Origin of the sequence: Streptosporangium sp. NPDC006013 (assembly GCF_040614275.1) — a bacterium.
Lineage (GTDB): Bacteria > Actinomycetota > Actinomycetes > Streptosporangiales > Streptosporangiaceae > Streptosporangium.
Genome location: NZ_JBEXUE010000631.1, coordinates 1 through 4,923, shown reverse-complemented (window position 1 = coordinate 4,923; position 4,923 = coordinate 1). Strand labels below are relative to the sequence as shown.

General features: G+C 69.7%; 5 protein-coding genes. 3 read left to right on the top strand and 2 right to left on the bottom strand.

Translation table 11 applies throughout. The features are described from left to right. Positions 1 to 45: 45 nt before the first annotated feature. Entirely contained in the window at positions 46 to 996 is a 951-nt protein-coding gene (locus tag ABZ260_RS46575; RefSeq protein WP_355631156.1) for a ferrochelatase, read from the bottom strand. A 129-nt stretch (positions 997 to 1,125) separates the two neighbouring features. Here ABZ260_RS46575 and ABZ260_RS46570 point away from each other — a divergent pair, with 129 nt between their 5' ends. Together ABZ260_RS46570 and ABZ260_RS46565 are read left to right on the top strand one after the other, a co-directional pair. Continuing rightward, the gene (locus ABZ260_RS46570; protein WP_355631153.1) at positions 1,126 to 3,111 is read left to right on the top strand and encodes a prolyl oligopeptidase family serine peptidase; all 1,986 of its coding nucleotides are present in this window, start codon (positions 1,126 to 1,128) and stop codon (positions 3,109 to 3,111) included. A 102-nt stretch (positions 3,112 to 3,213) separates the two neighbouring features. Then, a complete protein-coding gene (locus ABZ260_RS46565) occupies positions 3,214 to 4,008 on the top strand; it encodes an inositol monophosphatase family protein (RefSeq protein WP_355631150.1) in 795 nt (264 codons plus the stop codon). Between the two features lie 75 nt (positions 4,009 to 4,083). Here the strand turns inward: ABZ260_RS46565 and ABZ260_RS46560 are convergent, their stop codons facing one another. Continuing rightward, positions 4,084 to 4,248, bottom strand: a complete 165-nt coding sequence (locus ABZ260_RS46560; RefSeq protein ID WP_355631147.1) for a hypothetical protein — start codon at positions 4,246 to 4,248, stop codon at positions 4,084 to 4,086. A 222-nt stretch (positions 4,249 to 4,470) separates the two neighbouring features. Here ABZ260_RS46560 and ABZ260_RS46555 point away from each other — a divergent pair. Continuing rightward, a partial coding sequence (locus ABZ260_RS46555; RefSeq protein ID WP_355631144.1) for a response regulator occupies positions 4,471 to 4,923 on the top strand: 453 nt, incomplete at its 3' end.

Below are 4,923 nucleotides of genomic sequence, written 5' to 3'. Positions count from 1 at the left end.
ACGTGGAGGCCGCGGAGACGGCGAGAAAGATCGGCCTGCCGCTGGTCAGGGCGGCGCCGGGCAGCAGGTGGCCGAGCACGCGACGGGCTCGGGCTCGGCGAGCAACTCCGAGACCATCGAGACGAACCGGGGATGGGTACCGGCCGTGGCCGCCCTGACCAGCGGCAGGCCGATCTTTCTCGCCGTCTCCGCGGCCTCCACGTCGAGGTCGTAGACGACCTCCATGTGGTCGGAGACGAAACCGATCGGCACCAGCACCACCGCCCGGGCGTCGACCTCCAGCAGATGGTCGCAGACGTCGGGCTCCAGCCACGGAATGTGAGGGGCGCCGCTCCGGCTCTGCCAGACCAGGTCCCACGCCCTGTCGCCACCCAGCTCCGCGGTGACCAGCGTGGCCGCGCGGCGCAGCTGAGCCTCGTACGCCCCGCCGCTCTCGCCGGCCGTCTCGGCCATCGAGACCGGAATGCTGTGCGCCGTGAAGATCAGCCGGGCGGAGTCACCGAGCCCGTCGGGCAGCCGGTCCAGCGCCTCGCGGGTGTGGTCGGCCATCGCCGCGATGAAGCCCGGGTGGTCGAAGTAGTGCCGGAGCTTGACCACCTCGGGGGCCCCCTCGACCGCGGCCCTGGCCAGCGCGATGTCGTCGATGTACTGCCGGCAGCCGGAGTACGAGCTGTAGGCCGAGGTGACGAAGGCCGCCGCCCTGCGCACGCCGTCGGCCGCCATCTCGCGGAGCGTGTCCTCCAGATAGGGATGCCAGTTGCGGTTGCCCCAGTAGATCGGAAGATCGATGGTCGGTGCCACGGCCGCGATCAGGTCGCGGCACTGCTGGTTGATCGGGCTGGCCCCGCCGAAGCGCTGGTAGTGCGCCTCGACCTCCAGCAGCCGCTCGCGCGGGATCCCGCGGCCCCGCACCACGTTCTCCAGGAACGGCATCACGTCGTCAGGCTTCTCGGGACCCCCGAACGAGACGACGAGGAGTGCGTCGTAATTCCCCATGGTCTTCATCAAACCGCATGCCGGGGCGTTCTCTCGCATGGTCACCATGCGTAGTTCGTCATCAACAACATTTGTGGATGCGTGTTTGGGGGCATGTCCGAAGACGGCAGCCGGGGTAGGTTCGAAACTGTGACCCCATTTAACGACATCCGCGATTATGTCGGCGTGCCGCGGGTGGCATCCCTGCGGCTATCCCCCGATGGAACGCGCCTGGTCAGCGTGGTGCAGGCGCTCAACCCCGATGGCAGATCCTACGGAACCTCCCTTTGGGAGATCCCGCTCGACGGCCGAAGGCCGCACCGGCTGACCAGATCGGTCAAGGGCGAGGCCGGGGCCGAGTTCACCCAGCGTGGTGATCTGCTCTTCGGCTCGCGCCGGCCCGACCCGACGGTCAAGGACGCCGACGAGGAGGTTCCGGCGCTCTGGCTGCTGCCCGCGGCGGGAGGAGAGGCCCGGCAGATCGCATCCAGACCGGGGGGTGTCGCCGGGTTCGCGATCGGCGGGCAGACCGTGGTCTTCTGCTCCGACGTGCTCCCGGGCGACGAGGCGGGGGAGGCCGAGCGGCGCAAGACGCGCAAGGAGGCGGGGATCAGTGCGATCCTGCACGAGAGCTACCCGGTGCGTTACTGGGATCACGACCTCGGGCCCGGCGAGCCCCGGCTGTTCGCGGGCACGCTGGGCGAGGAGGAACGGCTGACCGAGGTCAGGGATCTCACCCCCCAGCCGGGCAAGGCCTTGGCGAGCCACAGCGCCTACGACGTGACGCCGGACGGTTCCACGGTCGTGGCCACCTGGGGTGTCTCGATGCCGCACGGCGAGCTCCGTTTCGAGCTGGTCGCCATCGAGGCGGCCAACGGCGGTGCCCGGCGGGTCCTCGCCGCCGATGACGGCCACGACTTCGACGGGCCGATCAGAATCTCTCCCGACGGACGCCTGGTCGCGTGCGTCCGGAGCAACCACGCCGACATCGACCACATCCCCGAGAGCACCCTGTGGATCGTCGATCTGGCCACCGGTGAGGGCCACCCCGCGGGCGGGGAGCTCTGGCCGTCCGACATCGTCTGGGCGCCCGACTCCCGCTCGCTGTTCATGGCCGCCGACCATCACGGCCGCCGCCCGATCTTCCTGGTCCCGGCCGACGGTTCCGCGCCGGAGCGGCTCACCGGTGACGACGCCGCGTACGCCTCGCTCAACGTCGCGCCCGACGGCACCGTCTACGCACTGCGCGGCGCGGTGGACGCGCCCGCGGCCCCGGTCAGGGTGGCCGCGGACGGCACCGTCGAAAGGCTTCCCTCCCCCGCCCCCGAGCTGGTGCTGCCCGGCAGGCTCACCGAGGTGACCGCGATCGCCGACGACGGCGCGGAGATCAGGGCCTGGCTGGCGCTGCCCGAGGGAGCCTCGGCGAAGAACCCCGCGCCGATCCTGCTGTGGATCCACGGCGGCCCGCTGGGCAGCTGGAACGACTGGTCCTGGCGCTGGAACCCGTGGATCATGGCCCAGAACGGTTACGCCGTGCTGCTTCCCGACCCGTGTATGTCCACGGGGTACGGGCCGGAGATGATCCGGCGCGGCTGGGCCAACTGGGGCCCGCGCACCCACGCCGACCTGATGGCGATCACCGACGCCGCGTTGGAGCTGCCCGAGGTCGACGCCACCAGGACCGCCGCCATGGGCGGCTCGTTCGGCGGCTACATGGCCAACTGGGTCGCCGGGCACACCGACAGGTTCAGTGCGATCGTCACCCACGCCTCGCTCTGGAACCTCGACCAGTTCGCCGGCACCACCGACGCATCGATGTACTGGCAGCGCGAGTTCGGAGCCCCGGGCACCGGGCTGTACGCGAAGCTCTCTCCGCACCGGTCGCTGGGGAACATCTCCACCCCGATGCTGGTCATCCACGGTGACAAGGACTACCGGGTCCCCATCGGCGAGGCGCTGCGCCTCTGGTGGGACCTGCAGCGCTCCGACGTGGAGTCGAAGTTCCTGTACTTTCCCGACGAGAACCACTGGGTGCTCAAGCCGGGCAACGCGGTTGTCTGGTACGAGACCGTGCTGGCCTTCCTGGACCAGCATGTCCTCGGCCGCGAGTGGAAACGCCCTGAGTCGCTGTCGTGAGCCCGATGGAGGAATCGTGGACGGTGCCGTGACCGGCCGGTCGGCGGAGGAGATCGCCGGTTCGTGAGCCCGGTGAAGCGAGTGAGGAGTGGTGAGGGGATCGTGGACAGTGCCGTGACCTTCGGCAGGCTGGCGGAGGAGATAGCCAGGGAGGCCGGTGAGATGCTTCTGGCCAAGCGTCCACCCCGTCCCGAGGTGCTGGTCACCAAATCCAGCCCCACCGACGTGGTGACAGCCCTCGACCGGGCCTCGGAGGAACTGATCCGCAACAGGATCAGGGCGGTCAGGCCCGGCGACGCGATCCTCGGCGAGGAGGGCGGCTCTACCGGCGACGGCAGGGTCCGCTGGATCGTCGACCCGATCGACGGAACCGTCAACTTCCTGTACGGGCTGCCCGAGTGGGCGGTCAGCATCGCGGTCGAGGTGGACGGCGAGGTGATCGCGGGGGTGGTCAACGTCGTGCCCCGCGGAGAGGTGTTCACCGCCGTCAGGGGCGAGGGCGCGTGGCTGGCGGGGGAGCGGCTGCGCTGCAACACCGGTGTGCCGCTGGAACGGGCACTGATCGCCACCGGATTCGGCTACGAGAGCGGGCGGCGCGAGGTGCAGGCGGAGGTGCTCCGTCACGTGGTGCCGCGGGTACGTGACATCCGCAGGGGTGGATCGGCGGCCTCGGACCTCTGCTCGGTGGCGGCGGGCCGGGTGGACGGCTACTACGAGCGCGGCCCGAACGTCTGGGACTACGGGGCCGGCGGCCTCATCGCCCAGGAGGCGGGGGCCAGACTCGGTGGATTGGCCGGCAGGCCGGCCAATCCCGGCCTCGTCCTGTGCGCGGCGCCCGGCCTGTTCGAGGAACTGCACGACCTGCTGCTCCCGCTGGATCCGGAGCGCGACGCCTGAGGCCTCGACTCCGGACCCTCGCGGTACGGGCACGAAAGAGCCCCCCGGCCAAGATGGCCGGGGGGCTCCCTCCCATCAGCGCTGAATGGAAACGCCGTTGTCTGTGGCCAGACGCTGGAGATCCTCGATCTCGGCGGTGAAGGTGTCGGCGAGGTAGTCGTCGCCGGAGGACCTGGCCTCCTGCAGATTCCTGTATGCCTGGTCGAGGCGGTGTTCGATTGTGGTGGTGAACTCGCCCATCTCACCTTCTTTCTCACGGACGCATGGGGGCGGAAGGTACCGCGATAGAGACTGGAACCGGCTGTACCCACGGTGGCCCAGTAGCTAAACCTGTGTGTTTCCGACATCACACGGAGTGTCTACCCCTGGGAGGGCCTTACCGTGTGCTTACAGGGGATGGGGTGAGAATGAGGGGCCGTTCCAGCGGCTGCTCATGGAATGTGACGGGAGGTGCCATAAGCCGTGCGAGTGCTTGTGGTCGAGGACGAGCGGGTGCTCGCCGACGCGATCGCGACCGGGCTCCGGCGCGAGGCGATGGCCGTGGACGTGGCCTACGACGGCGCCGGCGCGCTGGAGCGGACGGGCTACATCGACTACGACGTCATCGTCCTGGACCGGGACCTGCCCAAGGTCCACGGTGACGAGGTCTGCCGCCGGCTGGTGGCCTCCCGTACCGCGTCGCGGATCCTCATGCTGACCGCCTCGGGTGACGTCGACGACAAGGTGGAGGGGCTGGGGCTGGGCGCCGACGACTACCTGGCCAAGCCCTTCGTGTTCATCGAGCTCGTCGCGCGGGTGCGGGCGCTCGGCCGCCGCTCCGCCCCGGCGCCGATCGGCGGTTCCATCCGTTCCCCATTCGTAGGAAGATGCCGATGGCAGGCACTTCTCGTGAAGGGACGGGGAGATCGAAGCGGA